The organism is Streptomyces sp. NPDC027962 (assembly GCF_055566095.1).
In genome coordinates this window covers 183,299-199,959 of record NZ_JBVHTA010000007.1, presented here as the reverse complement: position 1 = coordinate 199,959, position 16,661 = coordinate 183,299, and the positions used below count along the sequence as shown (strand labels likewise).

Below are 16,661 nucleotides of genomic sequence, written 5' to 3'. Positions count from 1 at the left end.
CCGAGAGCGATGTCCGCTTACGTACCGTTATGCGTGCAGGTCGCGCAGGCGTACGGAGAGACAGGTCACGCATCCTTCGAGCTTCTCGAATTCGGAAATGTCGACCAGCACCGGCTCGTAGCCGAGATCCGCGAACAGCTCCGCAGTCTTCGGCGCACTCGCCGCCATCAGCAGTTTCGCGCCACCGAGCAGCACGACATGGGACCCCGCCTCCTCCGGGACCGGCAGATGGCGGGGGAAGACCGTCGGTGAATCGACCAGCGGCGGGTAGCCGACGACCGTCGAGTCGGGCAGCGCCGTGACCGCCGACTTCAGATGGAGCACCTTGCTGACGGGCACGGCCACGACCCGCGCCCCCAGCGGTTCGAAGGCGGCACGCAGCTGCCGCACGCCGTCGGCGTTGGTCCGGCCGCCGCGGCCCACGTAGACCGTGTCGCCGACCTTGAGGACGTCCCCGCCCTCGAGCGTGCCCGGCTCCCACACCCAGTTCACCGAGCAGCCGAGCGCCGCCAGGGTCTCCTCGACCGCGGTGGTCTCCGGCCTGCGGGACTCGGCCCCGGGGCGGGCGATCAGCGCGACGTTGCGGAACATCACCACGGTGTCCTCGACGAAGACACTGTCCGGACAGTCGTCGGCGGGTGCCACCTCGATCGTGTCCCAGCCATGCGCGCGGAGCGCCGTCGCGTAGGCCTCCCACTGGGCTCGGGCCAGGTCCGCATCCACCGGGGTGCGCTCGATGTGGGTGACCAGCCCCTCGGCGAGGCGAGGGCCGGGGCGGCGGATCAGTGCTTTTCTGCTGGGCACGGAGGATTCTCCAGACGCGCGCTGACGGTGGCCGGTCGCGCCCATCATGACCCGCCGTCCCCGCGCGACGGAATCCCCCGTCGGCCTGATCGCCGCCCCGCCCCTGCTCCTACCGCTGTCATCCCATCGGGAACACTCCCTCCCGCAGTTCTTCCGCGGAGACGTCCCGCAGCTCGCCGTCGAGCAGCAGTCGCCGGGTGATGCCGATCGACTCCAGGAACGCCGGATCGTGACTCGCCACGATCAAGGCCCCCTGGTACGACTCCAGAGCCGCGGTGAGGCTGCGCACGCTCGCCATGTCCAGGTTGTTCGTCGGCTCGTCGAGCATGAGCAGCTGCGGCGCCGGTTCCGCGAGCAGCAGGGCGGCGAGAGCCGCGCGGAACCGCTCACCGCCCGACAGCGTCCCGGCCGGCTGGTCGGCCAGCGCCCCACGGAACAGGAATCGCGCCAGCCGCGCCCTGATCTGGTTGTTCGAGGCGCCGGGGGCGAACCGGGCCACGTTCTCCACGACGCTCAGCTCGTCGTCGAGGAGGTCGAGGCGCTGTGGCAGGAAACGCAGCGGTACGTCGGGCACGGCCTCGCCGGCGACCGGTTCCAGCTCGCCGGCGATGGTGCGCAGCAGCGTCGTCTTGCCGGCGCCGTTGCGTCCCACGAGTGCGATCCGCTCCGGCCCGCGTACCTCGAACTCCCCTTTCGCCTCTGCCCCGTACTGCAGCCGCAGCTCGCTCAGGCGCAGTACGCCACGTCCGGGATGGACCTGGGTGCTGGGCAGTTCGATACGGATCTCGTCGTCGTCGCGGACCGCCTCGACCGCCTCGTCGAGCCGCTCCTTCGCCTCCGCGAGTTTCTCCGTGTGCATGATGCGGTGCTTGCCCGCGGACTCCTGCGCCGCGCGCTTGCGGGACCGCATCACGATCCTGGGCTCCCGCTTGGTGTCGTACATCTTCTGTCCGTACCGCTTGCGGCGGGACAACTTGATGTGGGCGTCGGCGAGTTCGCGCTTCTGGCGCTGCACGTCTGCCTCCGCGACGCGCACCATCCTTTCCGCCGCCTCCTGTTCGACCGCGAGGGCCTCCTCGTAGGCGGAGTAGTTGCCGCCGTACCAGGCCACCTCGCCGTCGCGCAGGTCGGCGATCTGGTCGACCAGTTCGAGCAGTTGGCGGTCGTGGCTGACCACGACCAGCACCCCGGACCAGCGCGCCACGGCGTCGTACAGGCGCCGGCGCGCGAACAGGTCCAGGTTGTTGGTCGGCTCGTCGAGCAGCAGCACGCCGGGCCTGGCCAGCAGTAGTGCCGCCAGCCGCAGCAGGACGCCCTCGCCGCCCGAGACCTCGCCGATGGTGCGGTCGAGACCGATGTGCCCGAGACCCAGCTGGTTCAAGGTGGCATGTGCGCGCTCCTCGACGTCCCAGTCGTCGCCGACCGCGGTGAAGTTGTCCTCGCTCGGGTCCCCGGCCTCGATGGCGTGCAGCGCGGCACGGGTCGTCGCGATGCCGAGGACCTCGTCCACCCGCAGAGCGGTGTCCAGGACCACGTTCTGCGGCAGGTAGCCGACCTCGCCCATGGTGCGGACGGATCCGGCGGACGGGGTGAGAAGACCGGCGATCAGGCGCAACAGGGTTGATTTTCCTGACCCGTTGAGTCCGATCAGGCCGGTGCGGCCAGGACCGATGGCGAGGTGGAAGTCCTCGAACACGGTGGTGCCGTCCGGCCAGGTGAAGCCGAGCGCGGAGCAGGTGACATACGTGGGGGAAGTAGACACAGGGGCCTCCCGGTTGCTTGGTACGGGGTGGGGCAACGGGTGGAGACACCAAGGGGCGGGTGCGACAGCCGCCGGGAAAAGGAAGAGGTCCCGGTCGGGAGAGTGGACGGCACGGGTCGCCGAGGTCGCACACGATGCACCCACGGGCAGTGGCCGGTGGTGCGCGGTGTCTCAAGACCTCAGACGAGCAACGTCCTACTCCGATCGACGACAACAGAACCGCTGTACACTGTAGAAGACGCCGGGTCGGCTGTCAACGCCGGTCCGTCGCGGCGCGCGGCCCGGCTTCCGGGAGCCGCGTTGATGCCGGAAAACCGCCAGCGCCCGCCGTGCTCGGACTGATTGCATGCGGGGCATGACGAAGCTTTCCGAACTCGCCCGCCGTTTCCGTTCCCTGCACACCGCGGAGCGCCCGCTGGTCCTCCCGAACGCCTGGGACATCGCCAGCGCCCGGATCGTCGCCGGGGCCGGTGCGCCCGCGATCGCCACCACGAGCGCGGGCGTCGCCTGGGACCTGGGTGCGGCGGACGGGGAGCGGCTGGACCGCGCTGCCGCTCTCGAACGGGCCTCACGTATCGCCGCCGCCGTCGACGTACCCGTCACCGCCGACATCGAGGGCGGCTACGCCGACGACGCCGACGGCGTCGCGGTGACGGTCCGCCGGCTGCTCGAGGCGGGAATCGTCGGCGTGAACATCGAGGACGGTGACCGCCCCGCCGCCGAGCACGTACTGCGGGTGGCCGCGGCGCGTGCGGCCGCCGACGGCACGGGCGTGCCGCTCTTCGTCAACGCCCGTATCGACGTGTATCTGGCGGGCGTCGGTGCTGAGCAGGACCGGCTGGAGGAGACATTGAAGCGGGCCGTGGCCTGCCTCGCGGCCGGTGCGGACGGCATCTTTGTGCCGGGTGTCGTCGACCCGCGCACCGTGGAGGCTCTCGCGCAGGGAATCGACGCACCGCTCAACGTGATGGCGGGCCCGGGGGCGCCGAGCGTGTCCGAACTGGGCCGGCTCGGCGCGGCGCGCGTCAGTGTCGGGGCCGGCGTCGCCCAGGCCGCGCACGCGCTCGTACGGGCCGCTGCGCGGGAGCTGCTCACCGAGGGCACGTACGGCTCACTGGCTGGCGGGTACGACTACGCGGAGCTCAACACGCTGCTGGGCGAGTGAGGGCACCGAGGGTCTCGCCGTCCGACTGCCGGCGCGCAGCAGCTCAGGCGGCGTCGCGCAGCAGTTCGGCCAGGTCGTGGTCGAGCCCCAGATAGAGATGCTCGTTCCCCTCGGGAACTGCCTCCTCCACGCGTTCGAGGAAGCGGCGCAGCTCGCCGGTGCGGATGTGCACCACCGCCATCCCCTCGGGGGCGTGGAACTCCAGGACCGTCCGGTCGTACCCGTACGGCCGGACCCGCACGTCTCCGAGTCCGGCCGGCTCGAGGACCCCGTCCGCCAGGAGCTCCCGCGAGAACGTCCAGGACACATCGGTGCCCTCCAGCGTCGCGGGGCCGGGGAAGTCGATGCGGACGGCAAAGGGATCCCGGCGGTCGTAGTGCAGCGTCGCGGGCACGGACTCCATCTGGGGAGCAGAGGCGACGAGGCGGGCCTGGACGGCCTGCTCGATGACGGTGGACAAAGGCCCGCTCCTTCGTGTGCGGCTCGTGGGGTCCCGGTGACGGAGGTTTCCCTGTGCACAGAAGAAGACGTCGGAATGATTGATTCCGTGCACCGGAACGGGCAGTGACATGTGTCACCGCGCACGGGTCTCCCCTGAGCGCGGGCCGCGCACGCACCCTGGACGGGCATGTGCCCGTGGGCTAGCTTCCAGCGCCATGACGTCCATGGGGAAGACGAGACGAACGGTGTCGGTGGGTCTGTGCGCGGCTGCGGTGGCCGCTGTGTTGGCCGCGCCGGCGCAGGCGGTGGACGGGCCGGCGCAGGCGGACCGGCCGGCGCAGCGCGACGCCGCCGGATGGAGCCTGAAGGACACCGGAACCGACGTGCGGTTCCGCGGCCTTGCGCCCGTCAGCAGGAAGACCGCCTGGGTGGCCGGCTCGAAGGGCACCGTGCTGCGCACGGCCGACGGCGGCCGCAGCTGGCTCGACGTCTCTCCGCCCGGCGCGGAGGGACTGGAGTTCCGCGACGTCGAGGCGTTCGACGGCCGGCGCGCGGTCGTCCTCGCCATCGGCGGGGGAGAGGCGTCCCGGGTGCTGCGCACGGAGGACGGCGGGGCGAGCTGGACCGAGTCGTTCCGCAACACCGACCCCAAGGCGTTCTACGACTGCATGACCTTCTTCGACCGCCGGCACGGGCTGGCGATGAGCGATCCCGTGGACGGCAGGTACCGCATCCTGTCCACCGGCGACGGCGGCCGTTCCTGGACGGTGCTGCCGAACACGGGGATGCCGGCTGCCCTGCCCGGCGAGGCGGGATTCGCCGCGAGCGGCCAGTGTCTCGTCAGTTCCGGCCCCAAGGACGTGTGGCTGGCCACCGGCGGCGGCGCCACGGCACGGGTGCTGCACTCCGCCGACCGTGGCCTGAACTGGACCGTCGCCGAGTCGACGATCCCCGCCGGGGACCCGGCCCGTGGCGTCTTCGCGCTCGCGTTCCGCGACCGTGCGCACGGCCTCGCGGTCGGCGGCGACTACCGCGCCGACCAGGCGTCGCCGCAGTCCGCGGCCGTCACCGGGAACGGCGGCCGCAGCTGGCGGCAGGCCGGGACGGCGCCGCCCGCATACCGCTCGGGCGTGACCTGGCTGCCGCACAGCTCATCCGCCGCACTTGCCGTCGGACCCACCGGAACGGACCTGACGACCGACGGCGGGCGCACCTGGCGCACGGTCGACAGCGGTTCGTTCGACACCGTCGACTGCACGCCGGACTTCGGCTGCTGGGCCTCGGGGGAGAAGGGCCGGGTGGCCCGCCTGGAGTTCTGACGGCCTTCAGCGGCCGTCAGGAGGACAACTGCTGGCGGTAGGGGGCGAGTTCGGGCGCGGTCTTGGTCGCGATGAACTCGGTGATCCGGTACGTGCACACCGCGCCCTCGACGAAGGGGTCGGTCGCCGCGATCCTCTCGATCCCCGCGCGATCGTCCCCGACGGCGAGGATGATCCCGCCGTCGCGCGGCTTCTTGCGGCCCGACGCGACGACGACGCCCTCTTCGTAGAGGGCGTCCAGCCAGGCCACATGGGCCTCGAGGAGGGGTTCGACGCGCTCGACCGGTGCGGTGTAGGTCAGTTCCATCACAAACATGATCGCCAGGCTACCGGCGCGGGGCGCACCGGCCGGATCCAGCCGAACCCTGGCGGACCTACCGCGGCCGACTGCAGCGGAACCGCCTCCGGCGGGCCGGCGTCCGTGACCGGTGACCGGACACTGCCGTGTTCCCGCCGTGCACGCCAGGACCGGCAATGAACGGCCTTGAAGTCAGCAGTGTCGCCTGACCAGCAGACACATGGGGGAAGAGGGTTCATGTCGCGCCGACTCATGAAGACCGTGCTGGCAGCCGCCGGTGCCGCCGCCGTCGTAGCCGTCACCCCGTTCACCGCCCAGGCCGCCTCGTACTCGGGTGGCAACTACGGTGCCTAAGCCTTCGAGGGGCAGTACCCGACCGTCGGGGGATGTGCGGGGACGTTCTCCCAGAAGTACGTGCGCCACGCCGAGGGTATGACGCTGCGTTACTACTGCTCCGGCCGGTGCGGTTCGTTCGCCCGGATCGAGAACTCCCGTCCGGGCTGTGTGGCCGTGGCGCAGCGCGCCGACGGCGGCGGCTGGGTCTCGGAGTCCGTCGACCCCGGCATCGACTACGCCTACACCAAGATCACGAACAACCTCGGCGGGCGCCTCTCGCGCGCGATCCTGTCCTGCGACGGCCACGACCTCGCGAGCACGCCCTGGTACTGAGCCGACCGGCTCGTACGGGTCGTAGGCTGGGCGCACCATGAAGATCGTCGAAGCGCCCGCCGACTGGCCCGAGAACGAAGAAGCCGCTCTGGCCGTCCAGGACGAGCTGCGCGAGCGCGTCGTCCTGGACGAGCTCGGCCCGCCACCCGGCAGCGGGCTGGTGACCGGCGTGGACGTGGCGTACGACGACGAACGCGATGTCGTCGCGGCGGCGGCGGTGGTACTGGACGCCGCGACCCTGGACGTCGTCGAAGAGGCGACGGCGATCGGCCGGATCACCTTCCCCTACGTGCCCGGCCTGCTGGCTTTCCGGGAGATCCCGACGGTGCTGGCCGCCCTCGGGTCGCTCACGGCCGGCCCCGGCCTCGTCGTCTGCGACGGCTACGGACGGGCGCACCCCCGCCGGTTCGGGCTCGCCAGCCATCTGGGCGTGCTGACGGGGCTGCCCGCGATCGGCGTGGCGAAGAACCCGTTCGTCTTCAGCTACGACCGGCTCGGCGACGAGCGAGGCGACTTCGCGCCCCTCCTCGCCGACGACGGCGAGGAGGTCGGGCGGGCGCTGCGCACGCAGAAAGCCGTGAAGCCGGTCTTCGTGTCGGCCGGCCACCGAGTCACGCTGCACGCGGCATGCGCGCATACGCTGCGGCTGGCGCGGGACTTCCGCATCCCGGAAACGACGCGCCGCGCGGACGCGCTGTGCCGGCGGGCGCTGCGGGAGGCGTCGGGAACCTGCTGACGAAGGCAGCCCGTCCCGCGTTCGAGCACTCCGCCCGAAGGGCGGCGGTACCGGGCCCCGTGGTCCCCGCCAAGCCGGCAGGCGCTGGGGCGGGGAGGGGAGGGGAACGGCCCGTGACGCGGCCGCCTCCACCCCGCCGTCCCAGGCCGCCAGGCGCAGGAGGCGGTGCCCGTCAGGCCGCCGAGCAGGTCCACGCTGCCGAGCCCGTGACGCGGCGGAGCCGTCACGCGGGGATCCGTCCGTCGGCGCTGCGGGAAGGCGCGAGCCGGGGAGTGGCTCCGCCCGGTAACCGTCCCCGCCCGCCGTCCTACCGCTTGTGCGCCACCCGGAACGTGATGCCCGCCGCGTCCAGTCGCGTCAGCAGTGCGTCACCCATCGCCACCGCCGTCGTCACCTGCCCGGACGTCTTCGGCAGGGAGTCGTGCGCCAGGCACAACGCGGACTCGGCCAGGATCTTCGCCGTCTCGTCGTAGCCCGGGTCACCGCCCGTCACCTCGGTGAAGACGCGACGGCCGCCGCCCTCGCCCACGAATCGGACCGAGAACCAGCTCCGGGCGCGGCGCTTGGCGCTCGGCCCGTCGCCCGGGGCGTAACGCTCCATCAGCCACCGCCGGGCCGCCGGGACCTGGGCGAGGGCGAAGCCCACGCCCACGGCGGCCGGGCCGCCCAGGGCCATCGGCAGGCTCTTGACCGCCGCGTAGTGGCGGTATCGGAAGTCGGGGCCGTAGCGTTCGAGCGCGCGGGCGGAGCGTGCCACGATCTGCGGGTCGATCGTCGGCAGGGGCACTGCCCACGCCCCCGTCTCCCGGCTGAAGCGGGGCCCGCCGAGGGGTGCGCGTGCCCGGCGGTCGACGAGCCGCGGTTCGTGCAGGCGGCGTTCCCGTGCGGCGCGCAGCGACTCCCGGCCCCGGCTCATCGCGGTGAGAGCGGAGGCCATCGTGCCGCCGGAGAACATCGCGTTGGAGCGGACGAAGCCGTCGACCGAGAGCGGCACGCCCTCGGGCAGCTGCTGCACCGTGAAGTACACGCCGAGATCGTGCGGGACCGAGTCGAATCCGCAGGCGTGGACGATTCGTGCCCCGGTCTCCCGGGCCCGCGCGTCGTGCCGCACGTACATCAGGTCCACGAACTCGGGCTCGCCGGTCAGGTCCGCATAGTCCGCGCCGGCGTCCGCGCACGCGGCGACCAAGGCCTCGCCGTACCAGACGTAGGGGCCGACCGTCGTGGCGACGACGCGTGTGGACGCGGCGAGCTCCCGCAGCGACTCCTCGTCGGCCGCGTCCGCCTCGATCAAGGGCAGGCCCGCGCATGCGGGGTTGATGACTGCGAGCTGCTCCCGCAAGTGCTCGAGCTTCTGCCGGTTGCGGCCCGCGACGGCCCAGCGGCAGTCGGCGGGCGCGTGCCGGGCGAGGTACTCGGCCGTCAGCGCCCCGACGAATCCTGTCGCTCCGAAAAGCACGATGTCGTACGGGCGCTGTGCGCGATCCGTCCCGTTCTGGCTGTTCAATGGCTCCTCCGCCGTCAGGGCCGTCCGCAGGAGAGCGCCCCCGCCACCACCGCGCCGACGTCGGTGGTGAGGTCAGGGGCCTGACCGGCGGATCAGGGCCGGACAGACCCTAGCGCGCGAACCGGCCGCGCAGAAGATCCGTTCCCCATCGGTGACGGTGACACGCATCGGTGACGGCGACACGCTTTGGTGACGGCGACACGTATTGGTGGCGCGCATCGTTGAACCCGCAGGGTGCCGCGCGCGATGGCGGCGGTCTCGGAGGATCTAAGCGCTTGCTCGCCCGAAAGCCTTGTGCCGGGTGGAACACGTTCTTACCATCACTGGTGTTACATCACTTGTGTCAAAGCAGTTGTGCCGAAGCCGCTGGGGGCTGGATGTCACTGTCAGGGAACGGCCCGCTGGCCGGCGTGCGCGTCGTGGAGCTGGCGGGCATCGGACCGGGCCCGTTCGCCGCGATGCTCCTCGGCGACCTCGGCGCCGACGTCGTGAGGGTCGACCGCCCCGGCGGCGCCGGCCTCTCCATCGATCCGGCGTACGACCTCACCAACCGCAACAAGCGGTCCGTGCTGATCGACCTCAAGTCCGACGAAGGACCCGCCCAGGTCCTCGACCTGGTCGAGCGTGCCGACGTGCTCATCGAGGGCTACCGGCCCGGCGTCGCCGAGCGTCTTGGTGTCGGCCCCGACGCCTGCCTCGCCCGCAATCCGCGTCTCGTCTACGGGCGGATGACCGGCTGGGGCCAGGAGGGCCCGCTCGCCCCGCGGGCCGGCCACGACATCGGTTACATCGCCCTCACCGGCACCCTCTCCATGATCGGCAAGGCCGACGAGCCGCCCGTCGTCCCCGCCAACCTCGTGGGCGACTACGCGGGCGGCTCGCTCTACCTCGTCATCGGTGTGCTCGCGGCCCTTCAGCACGCCCGCAGCGAGGGCGGCGGTGGGCAGGTCGTCGACGCGGCCATCGTCGACGGCGCGGCGCACCTCGCCACGATGATCCACGGCATGATGGCGGCCGGCGGCTGGCAGGACCGGCGCGGCGCCAACCTGCTCGACGGCGGCTGTCCCTTCTACGGCAGCTACGAGACGGCCGACGGCGCGTACATGGCCGTCGGCGCGCTGGAGCAGCAGTTCTACGACCAGTTCGTCGAGCTGCTCGGGATCAAGGACGAGATCCCGGCCCGCAAGGACTTCGCCCGCTGGGACGAGCTGCGCGACGCGGTCGCAGCCAGGTTCAGGACACGTACCCGCGCCGAGTGGACCGCCCTCTTCGAGGGGTCCGACGCCTGCGTCGCACCCGTGCTCTCGCTGCGCGAAGCCCCCGCCCATCCGCACCTCGCCGCAAGGGAGACTTTCGTCGACCACGGAGGCATCGTCCAGCCCGCGCCCGCACCCCGTTTCTCCGCCACCCCGGCCGCCGTGACCCGGCCGCCGGCCCTGCCCGGCGCGGACACCGCGGACGTCGCCCGCGACTGGGACGTGCGCAGCATCCAGCCCCACGTGCCCCACGAGTCCCGGGAGAACCGATGAAGCGCCGCATCTTCACAGCCGAGCACGAGGCGTTCCGCGAGAGCGTCCGCACCTTCCTCACCAAGGAGGTGCTGCCCCACTACGAGCAGTGGGAGAAGGACGGCATCGTCAGCCGCGACGCCTGGCTCGCCGCAGGCCGTCAGGGCCTGCTCGGCCTCGCCGTGCCGGAGGAGTACGGAGGCGGCGGCAACGCCGACTTCCGCTACGCCGCCGTGCTCCACGAGGAGTTCACCCGCGCGGGCGCGGCCGGTCTCGCCATCGGCCTGCACAACGACATCATCGGCCCGTATCTCACCTCGCTCGCCACCGACGAGCAGAAGCGGCGCTGGCTGCCGGGCTTCTGCAGCGGCGAGACCATCACCGCCATCGCGATGACCGAGCCGGGCGCCGGCTCCGACCTCCAGGGCATACGTACCACCGCCGAGGACCGGGGCGACCACTGGATCCTCAACGGCTCCAAGACCTTCATCTCCAACGGCATCCTCGCCGACCTGGTGATCGTCGTCGCGAAGACGTCACCCGAGGGAGGAGCGCACGGCCTGTCCCTCCTCGTCGTCGAGCGGGGCATGGAGGGATTCGAACGCGGCCGTAACCTGGAGAAGATCGGCCAGAAGTCCCAGGACACCGCGGAGCTGTTCTTCAAGGACGTCCGCGTGCCCAAGGCCAACCTCCTGGGCGAGCTGAACGGCGCCTTCATCCACCTCATGACCAACCTCGCGCAGGAGCGCATGGCGATCGCCGTCTCCGGGATCGCCGCCGCCGAGCACCTGCTGGAGATCACCACCCAGTACGTCAAGGAGCGTGAGGCCTTCGGACGGCCGCTCGCGAAGCTCCAGCACATCCGCTTCGAGATCGCGGAGCTCGCCACCGAGTGCGCCGTCACCCGCGCCTTTCTCGACCGCTGCATCGAAGACCACGCGAACGGCGAACTCGACGCCGTACACGCCTCGATGGCCAAGTGGTGGGCGACCGAGCTGCAGAAGCGCGCGGCGGACCGCTGCCTGCAACTGCACGGCGGATACGGCTACATGAGCGAGTACCCCGTCGCCAGGGCCTTCACGGACGGCCGCATCCAAACGATCTACGGCGGCACGACGGAGATCATGAAGGAGATCATCGGCCGCTCCCTGCTCGGCTGACCCCACCCACACCGTCCCGCACGGCACACCCTCATGAAAGGCTCCAGACAGTGAGCACCGAAGCTTACGTGTACGACGCGATCCGCACCCCGCGCGGGCGCGGGAAGGCCAACGGCGCCCTGCACGGCACCAAGCCGATCGACCTCGTCGTCGGACTGATCCACGAGACCCGGGCCCGTTTCCCCGGCCTCGACCCCGCCGCGATCGACGACATCGTGCTCGGCGTCGTCGGCCCCGTCGGCGACCAGGGCTCCGACATCGCCCGGATCGCCGCCATCGCGGCCGGGCTGCCCGACACCGTCGCCGGCGTCCAGGAGAACCGCTTCTGCGCCTCGGGTCTCGAGGCGGTCAACATGGCTGCCATGAAGGTCCGTTCCGGCTGGGAGGACCTGGTCCTCGCCGGCGGTGTGGAGTCGATGTCCCGGGTGCCGATGGCCTCGGACGGCGGCGCCTGGTTCGCCGACCCGATGACCAACTTCGACACCAACTTCGTCCCGCAGGGCATCGGCGCCGACCTGATCGCCACCCTCGGCGGCTGGTCGCGCCGTGACGTCGACGAGTACGCGGCGATGTCGCAGGAGCGGGCCGCCGCCGCATGGAAGGACGGCCGCTTCGACCGCTCGGTCGTCCCAGTCCGCGACCGCAACGGCCTGGTCGTCCTCGACCACGACGAGCACATGCGGCCCGGCACCACCGCCGACTCCCTCGCCGCCCTCAAGCCCTCCTTCGCGGGCATCGGCGAACTCGGCGGATTCGACGCCGTCGCACTGCAGAAGTACCACTGGGTCGAGAAGATCGACCACGTCCACCACGCGGGCAACTCCTCCGGCATCGTCGACGGCGCGGCCCTCGTCGCCATCGGCTCCAAGGAGGTCGGCGAGCGCCAGGGCCTGACCCCGCGCGCCCGGATCGTCTCCGCCGCCGTCTCCGGCTCCGAGCCGACCATCATGCTCACCGGCCCCGCGCCCGCCACCCGCAAGGCACTCGCCAGGGCCGGGCTGACCATCGACGACATCGATCTCGTCGAGATCAACGAGGCTTTCGCCGGCGTCGTCCTGCGCTTCGCCCAGGACATGGGCCTGTCCCTCGACAAGGTCAACGTCAACGGCGGCGCGATCGCCCTGGGCCACCCGCTCGGTGCGACCGGAGCGATGATCCTCGGCACCCTCATCGACGAACTGGAGCGCCAGGACAAGCGGTACGGCCTCGCCACCCTGTGCGTGGGCGGCGGCATGGGCATCGCCACCGTCGTCGAGCGTCTCTGATCCCCGTCCTCTTCCGCCTTACGGAGCACCCACCACCATGAGCGAGCCCACCACCATCCGCTGGGAACAGGACGAGACCGGCGTCGTCACCCTCGTCCTCGACGACCCGAACCAGTCCGCCAACACGATGAACCAGGCCTTCAAGGCCTCGATCGCGGCCGTCGCCGACCGGGTGGAGGCCGAGCAGGACTCCATCCGCGGCATCATCTTCACCTCCGCGAAGAAGACCTTCTTCGCCGGCGGCGACCTCAAGGAGATGATCCAGGCAGGGCCCGACGACGCGCAGTTCGTCTTCGACGCGGGCATGGGCATCAAGCATGCCCTGCGCCGTATCGAGACCATCGGCAAGCCCGTCGTCGCCGCCGTCAACGGCGCCGCCCTCGGCGGCGGTTACGAGATCGCCCTGGCCTGCCACCACCGCATCGCGCTCGACGCGCCCGGCTCCAAGATCGGCCTGCCCGAGGTCACCCTCGGCCTGCTCCCGGCCGGCGGCGGCGTCACCCGCACCGTACGGCTCATGGGCATCGCCGACGCCCTGCTGAAGGTGCTGCTGCAGGGCACGCAGTACAGCCCGGCGCGGGCGCTGGAGAACGGCCTGATCCACGAAGTCGCCGCGACGAAGGACGAGATGCTCGCGAAGGCCCGCGCCTTCATCGACGCCAACCCCGAATCGCAGCAGCCCTGGGACGTCAAGGGCTACAAGATTCCCGGCGGTACCCCGTCCAACCCGAAGTTCGCCGCCAACCTTCCCGCGTTCCCCGCCAGCCTGCGCAAGCAGACCGCCGGCGCGCCCTACCCGGCGCCGCGCAACATCCTCGCCGCGGCCGTCGAGGGCTCACAGGTCGACTTCGAGACCGCGCAGGTCATCGAGGCCCGCTACTTCACCGAGCTGGTCACCGGCGCGATCGCCAAGAACATGATGCAGGCCTTCTTCTTCGACCTGCAGGCCGTCAACGCCGGCCGCAGCCGCCCGGAAGGCAGCGAGCCGCGCCCCGTGCGCAAGGTCGCCGTCCTCGGCGCCGGCATGATGGGTGCCGGCATCGCCTACTCCTGCGCCCGCGCCGGGATCGACGTCGTCCTCAAGGACGTCACCGCCGAAGCCGCGGCCAAGGGCAAGGGCTATTCGGAGAAGCTGTGCGCCAAGGCGGTGTCCCGGGGCCGCACCACCCAGGAGAAGGCCGACGCGCTGCTGGACAGGATCACGCCGACCTCGGACGCCGCCGACCTCGCCGGCTGCGACGCCGTGATCGAGGCGGTTTTCGAGGACACCGCGCTCAAGCACAAGGTCTTTCAGGAGATCCAGGACGTCGTCGAGCCCGACGCACTCCTGTGCTCCAACACCTCCACGCTCCCCATCACCGTCCTCGCCGAAGGCGTCTCGCGGCCGGACGACTTCGTCGGGCTGCACTTCTTCTCGCCCGTCGACAAGATGCCGCTGGTCGAGATCATCAAGGGCGAGCGCACCGGCGACAGGGCGCTGGCCCGCGCCTTCGACCTGGTCCGGCAGATCAACAAGACGCCGATCGTCGTCAACGACTCCCGCGGCTTCTTCACCTCCCGGGTCATCGGCCAGTTCATCAACGAGGGCGTGGCGATGGTCGGCGAGGGCGTCGACCCCGTCTCCGTCGAACAGGCGGCCGCGCAGGCCGGCTACCCGGCGAAGGTGCTCTCCCTGATGGACGAGCTGACCCTCACCCTGCCGCGCAAGATCCGCAACGAGACCAGGCGGGCGGTCGAGGAGGCGGGCGGCACCTGGACCGGCCACCCCGCGGACGCGGTGATCGACCGGATGGTCGACGAGTTCGGCCGCCCCGGCCGCAGCGGCGGCGCGGGCTTCTACGACTACGACGAGGACGGCAAGCGCGCCGGACTGTGGCCGGGGCTGCGCGAGCACTTCACCCGCGCCGACGCCGAGGTGCCCTTCGAAGACATGAAGGAGCGGATGCTCTTCTCCGAGGCGCTGGACACCGTCCGCTGCCTCGAGGAGGAGGTCCTCACCTCGGTCGCCGACGCCAACATCGGCTCCATCATGGGCATCGGCTTCCCGGCCTGGACGGGCGGAGCCCTCCAGTACATCAACGGCTACGAGGGTGGCCTGCCCGGCTTCGTGGCCCGCGCCCGTGAACTGGCCGCGCGTTACGGCGAGCGCTTCCAGCCGCCCGCGCTGCTCGTCGAGAAGGCGGACCGCGGCGAGGTCTTCACCGACGCCTGACCGTCACGACGGCGGCAGTCACCGGCCACGCCGGTAGCTGCCGCCGTCCTTCGTCCGGGTCAGCAGGCCCGCCACCACCAGATAGCGGCGCAGCGCCGCGCAGTCGTCGTGCACGGTGCGCAGCGCGTCGTTGACCTCGCGCTCGGTGTAGTCGCGGTCGCCGTCGAAGAGCGTTCCGGCGAGGTGCACGAGCAGCTGCTCACGACGGGCCGGCCTGCGGGGGATCGCGGTCAGCCGCCCCTGGGAGAAGAGGGCGTGGACGCCGCGCGCGGAGCTGGTTCCTTGATCGGACATGGCTGGAACCCTCGCGCACGACCACGGCCCGGGCAACGCATTTACGTCCGCCGGCGCTCCGAGGACCCTCCCCACTCGCCCCACTCGCCCGCAGACCGCCGATCACCCTTCCTCGTCCGTGAACGCCGCCCGGAGCTCCTCCCGCAGCGACCGCTGGAACGCCGTCACCAGGGCCTGGATCACCATCGGCTGCATATGGGCGGAGAGCGACTTCATGGCCGCCACGTGGTCGGGGTCCGACTCGCGCTCACGGTAGGGACCCCAGACCTCGTCACGGAACAGCCGGCTCAGGTCCTCGGCCGCGGCCCGCGCATGCTCCAGCAGCACCGTGCGGGACGCCAGGATCGTCTCGTGCGCGATCGGCACGTCCAGGAGCTCCACGCCGAGCCGCAGCAGCCCGCCGTCCAGCCGGAACGCGTCAGCGCCGGCCCGGTCCAGGACCCCCATCGCGGCCAGCCGGTCGACGTCCTTGTCCGACAGCGCCCGCCCGGCCCGGCGCTCCAGCTCCTCGCGAGTGACCTCCTCCGCGGACTCCGGCGCCCACGAGGCGACCAGGGCGCGGTGGATGGCGAGGTCCTGTGCGCTCAAGTCGGGCGGCAGCTGCTCCAGATAGCGTTCGATCGCGGCGAGCGTCATGCCCTGGTGCTGGAGCTCCTCGATCAGGGCCAGCCGGGAGAGATGGTCGTGACCGTAGTGACCGACCCTGCGGGGCCCGATCACGGGCGGAGGCAGCAGTCCACGCGTGCTGTAGAACCGGATGGTGCGCACGGTGACCCCGGCGCGCGCGGCCAGCTCGTCGACGGTGAGCCGCGGCTCCTCTGTTCCGGTCGCCATGACGCTCCTTCTGCTGAAACCGCACCGATGAAACAGTATTGCTGTCTCACCAATGTTGTGAAAGCCGTGGGGGACATCCGGCGGGCGTTGTCAGTGGTGGATCGTACGGTTGCTCCGTGTCCGAGATCAGATATGTCCGGGGGGACGCCACCACGCCGCAGGGCAAAGGCGTCAAGGTGATCGCCCATGTCTGCAATGATCTGGGTGGCTGGGGGAAGGGGTTCGTGCTCGCTCTTTCCCGCCGCCGGCCCGAGCCGGAGGCGGCGTACCGCCGTTGGTACCGGGAGCGCGAGGGCAACGACTTCGCGCTGGGCGCGGTGCAGTTCGTGCAGGTCGGCCCGTATCTGTGGGTGGCCAACATGGTCGGCCAGCGCGGGATGCGGACCGGGAGCAACGGTGTCCCCGTGCGTTACGAGGCCATCGACAAGGCCTTGGTCGCCGTCGCGGACAAGGCGCTGGAGCTCGGCGCCACCGTTCACATGCCGCGCATCGGCTGCGGTCTAGCAGGCGGCAAGTGGCCGCGGATGGAACCGCTGATATCCGAGCGCCTGACGGCTCGCGGCGTCGCGGTCACGGTCTACGACCACGGCGACTGACTCCGCGGCCACCTCCCTGGCCCTACGGCCGGCCCGGCCCCGCACGCCGAAGGCGTGCCCACCGCCGTGGGCACGCCTTCAGGTGGTACGC

Annotated in this window: 16 protein-coding genes; 9 read left to right on the top strand and 7 right to left on the bottom strand. The window is 71.3% G+C overall.

The window, feature by feature from the left end:
• Positions 1-27 precede the first annotated feature (27 nt).
• Together ddaH and ACZ4SA_RS09590 are read right to left on the bottom strand one after the other, a co-directional pair.
• Positions 28-804, bottom strand: a complete 777-nt coding sequence (gene ddaH / locus ACZ4SA_RS09595; RefSeq protein ID WP_468271673.1) for a dimethylargininase — start codon at positions 802-804, stop codon at positions 28-30.
• 118 nt (positions 805-922) lie between these two features.
• The gene (locus ACZ4SA_RS09590) at positions 923-2,566 is read right to left on the bottom strand and encodes an ABC-F family ATP-binding cassette domain-containing protein (protein ID WP_468271670.1); all 1,644 of its coding nucleotides are present in this window, start codon (positions 2,564-2,566) and stop codon (positions 923-925) included.
• A gap of 355 nt (positions 2,567-2,921) precedes the next feature.
• Between ACZ4SA_RS09590 and ACZ4SA_RS09585 the strand changes: the two genes are divergently transcribed.
• Positions 2,922-3,731, top strand: coding sequence for an isocitrate lyase/PEP mutase family protein (locus ACZ4SA_RS09585; RefSeq protein WP_468271667.1), 810 nt, complete (start codon positions 2,922-2,924; stop codon positions 3,729-3,731).
• 43 nt (positions 3,732-3,774) lie between these two features.
• Here the strand turns inward: ACZ4SA_RS09585 and ssgD are convergent, their stop codons facing one another.
• Positions 3,775-4,191: a spore wall synthesis regulator SsgD gene (ssgD, locus tag ACZ4SA_RS09580; protein ID WP_468271664.1), complete on the bottom strand. Its 417-nt coding sequence runs from the start codon at positions 4,189-4,191 to the stop codon at positions 3,775-3,777.
• 196 nt (positions 4,192-4,387) lie between these two features.
• Here ssgD and ACZ4SA_RS09575 point away from each other — a divergent pair, with 196 nt between their 5' ends.
• Positions 4,388-5,491, top strand: coding sequence for a WD40/YVTN/BNR-like repeat-containing protein (locus ACZ4SA_RS09575; protein WP_468271661.1), 1,104 nt, complete (start codon positions 4,388-4,390; stop codon positions 5,489-5,491).
• Between the two features lie 16 nt (positions 5,492-5,507).
• On the opposite strand, the gene ACZ4SA_RS09570 is transcribed toward ACZ4SA_RS09575, so the two are convergent.
• A complete protein-coding gene (locus ACZ4SA_RS09570; protein WP_468271658.1) occupies positions 5,508-5,807 on the bottom strand; it encodes a YciI family protein in 300 nt (99 codons plus the stop codon).
• A 414-nt stretch (positions 5,808-6,221) separates the two neighbouring features.
• On the opposite strand from ACZ4SA_RS09570, the gene ACZ4SA_RS09565 reads away from it, so the two are divergent.
• Together ACZ4SA_RS09565 and ACZ4SA_RS09560 are read left to right on the top strand one after the other, a co-directional pair.
• Positions 6,222-6,458, top strand: coding sequence for a hypothetical protein (locus ACZ4SA_RS09565; RefSeq protein ID WP_468271655.1), 237 nt, complete (start codon positions 6,222-6,224; stop codon positions 6,456-6,458).
• A 37-nt stretch (positions 6,459-6,495) separates the two neighbouring features.
• Complete coding sequence (locus ACZ4SA_RS09560; RefSeq protein ID WP_468271652.1) at positions 6,496-7,194, top strand: endonuclease V; 699 nt, start codon at positions 6,496-6,498, stop codon at positions 7,192-7,194.
• A gap of 307 nt (positions 7,195-7,501) precedes the next feature.
• Here ACZ4SA_RS09560 and ACZ4SA_RS09555 read toward each other — a convergent pair whose 3' ends face one another.
• Positions 7,502-8,701, bottom strand: a complete 1,200-nt coding sequence (locus ACZ4SA_RS09555) for a saccharopine dehydrogenase family protein (RefSeq protein WP_468271649.1) — start codon at positions 8,699-8,701, stop codon at positions 7,502-7,504.
• 377 nt (positions 8,702-9,078) lie between these two features.
• Here ACZ4SA_RS09555 and ACZ4SA_RS09550 point away from each other — a divergent pair, with 377 nt between their 5' ends.
• From ACZ4SA_RS09550 to ACZ4SA_RS09535, 4 genes are read left to right on the top strand one after another with little or no spacing between them, the layout of a single operon-like run.
• Positions 9,079-10,230 carry a CaiB/BaiF CoA transferase family protein gene (locus tag ACZ4SA_RS09550; protein ID WP_468271647.1) on the top strand — a complete coding sequence of 384 codons (1,152 nt, stop codon included), beginning with the start codon at positions 9,079-9,081 and terminating at the stop codon, positions 10,228-10,230.
• Complete coding sequence (locus tag ACZ4SA_RS09545) at positions 10,227-11,369, top strand: acyl-CoA dehydrogenase family protein (RefSeq protein ID WP_468271644.1); 1,143 nt, start codon at positions 10,227-10,229, stop codon at positions 11,367-11,369. Before ACZ4SA_RS09550 ends, ACZ4SA_RS09545 begins: the two co-directional genes overlap by 4 nt.
• Before the next feature lie 50 nt (positions 11,370-11,419).
• Entirely contained in the window at positions 11,420-12,634 is a 1,215-nt protein-coding gene (locus ACZ4SA_RS09540) for an acetyl-CoA C-acetyltransferase (RefSeq protein ID WP_468271641.1), read from the top strand.
• A 37-nt stretch (positions 12,635-12,671) separates the two neighbouring features.
• Entirely contained in the window at positions 12,672-14,846 is a 2,175-nt protein-coding gene (locus ACZ4SA_RS09535; RefSeq protein WP_468271638.1) for a 3-hydroxyacyl-CoA dehydrogenase NAD-binding domain-containing protein, read from the top strand.
• Positions 14,847-14,864: 18 nt separating this feature from the next.
• Here the strand turns inward: ACZ4SA_RS09535 and ACZ4SA_RS09530 are convergent, their stop codons facing one another.
• A complete protein-coding gene (locus tag ACZ4SA_RS09530) occupies positions 14,865-15,140 on the bottom strand; it encodes a DUF2087 domain-containing protein (RefSeq protein ID WP_468271634.1) in 276 nt (91 codons plus the stop codon).
• Positions 15,141-15,242: 102 nt separating this feature from the next.
• A complete protein-coding gene (locus tag ACZ4SA_RS09525; protein ID WP_468271631.1) occupies positions 15,243-15,974 on the bottom strand; it encodes a MerR family transcriptional regulator in 732 nt (243 codons plus the stop codon).
• A 116-nt stretch (positions 15,975-16,090) separates the two neighbouring features.
• Between ACZ4SA_RS09525 and ACZ4SA_RS09520 the strand changes: the two genes are divergently transcribed.
• Entirely contained in the window at positions 16,091-16,570 is a 480-nt protein-coding gene (locus tag ACZ4SA_RS09520) for a macro domain-containing protein (protein WP_468271628.1), read from the top strand.
• Positions 16,571-16,661: the final 91 nt, after the last annotated feature.